The organism is Priestia sp. BR_2 (genome assembly GCF_041954005.1).
In the GTDB taxonomy this organism is placed as follows: Bacteria; Bacillota; Bacilli; order Paenibacillales; family Paenibacillaceae; genus Paenibacillus_AQ; species Paenibacillus_AQ lautus_A.
In genome coordinates this window covers 1-1,023 of the sequence record NZ_JAVFHM010000219.1, presented here as the reverse complement: position 1 = coordinate 1,023, position 1,023 = coordinate 1, and the positions used below count along the sequence as shown (strand labels likewise).

Here is a 1,023-nt window from a genome sequence, read left to right as displayed (position 1 = left end):
CTATGCATCTTTCAAAACCATTTAGAAAATGCTCTACTAATGTATCATCAACTAAAGCAATGGGTTCGGGATAATATTCGACGCCTTTTCTTTCAAATGCCTTTCTACTAGTATAAGCAACTGCATCAATAATACAGTCCCAGGCTATAACATCTGTTTTATTATCTGACATCTCTTGAATTACTGTGATACCATTTCCCTCGTGATCTAATAATTCATAAAGAGTATCTCCACTATTTTCTTTGTCTTTTAACCATTCCCAGCATTTACATATAACTTTCCGGGCTGAAATTTGATCTTCCGTACGAGAAAGTACCGGTACTACTTTTTCTGAAAGTGCCAGAAAGAATATCACTTTATCATGTTCTGTTAAACTATTGAAATTAGCATTAGTCATTCTTAAACTCCATTTCCACTTCTCTCACTATGATGAGCTTAACTCCTCCGTCTATATATCTTTTGCTCTTCTATGATTAGGAAAGAAATTTTTTTATGATCTTTTTATCATATTCATTTTCTGAAATAATCCCTAAGTACTTATACTCCCAAATCACCTGTTGTTCATACGGGTCCACAGTAAGAATATCTTCATACCCGTAGTCTATCTCAAATTTCCCATCATGACCTAAATGCAAAGTTAAACTTGTCCATATCTCCTGCTTGTTTTTTATAAATACATCTAACAACTCACGAAAGCACTCTAACTGTTTATCTAATAACACTAAGTAGCTCTGTTCTGAAACCTCAAATAGTTCAGCTATATCATGACTATATATAGGTTCATCGCTTCCTTTTGGATAATAAAAGAAATACGTTGTTTGAGAATCTTCTCCTACTTCTGCATACAAATAGATTTCTCGCCAGTCTTCTTGTATTATTTCCTTTAAATTATCGGCCACCTTTTGATAAATATCATTAAGCTTTAATTCCATTTACTGTCCACCTTCTGCTTTAAATATTCAGCAATTTCTATTTGTCCTCGTTCAATCGCAAATTCATAGGCATCCATCTCTTTCATATTTT

Annotated in this window: 2 protein-coding genes and 1 pseudogene; all 3 read right to left on the bottom strand. The window is 33.2% G+C overall.

Features of this window, described 5'->3' with window-relative positions:
- Positions 1-397 (bottom strand): Imm6 family immunity protein (locus tag RB298_RS17160; protein ID WP_486047665.1); only part of this gene is annotated, 397 nt, incomplete at its 3' end.
- A 76-nt stretch (positions 398-473) separates the two neighbouring features.
- A complete protein-coding gene (locus tag RB298_RS17155; protein ID WP_486047664.1) occupies positions 474-932 on the bottom strand; it encodes an immunity protein YezG family protein in 459 nt (152 codons plus the stop codon).
- Positions 923-1,023 (bottom strand): annotated as a pseudogene (locus RB298_RS17150) (ankyrin repeat domain-containing protein); the annotation flags it as partial. The gene RB298_RS17155 and the pseudogene RB298_RS17150, both read right to left, overlap by 10 nt.

Excerpts from the sequence above, each read along its gene's own strand:
- RB298_RS17155 (WP_486047664.1), bottom strand. The coding sequence starts at position 932 with ATGGAATTAAAGCTTAATGATATTTATCAAAAGGTGGCCGATAATTTA.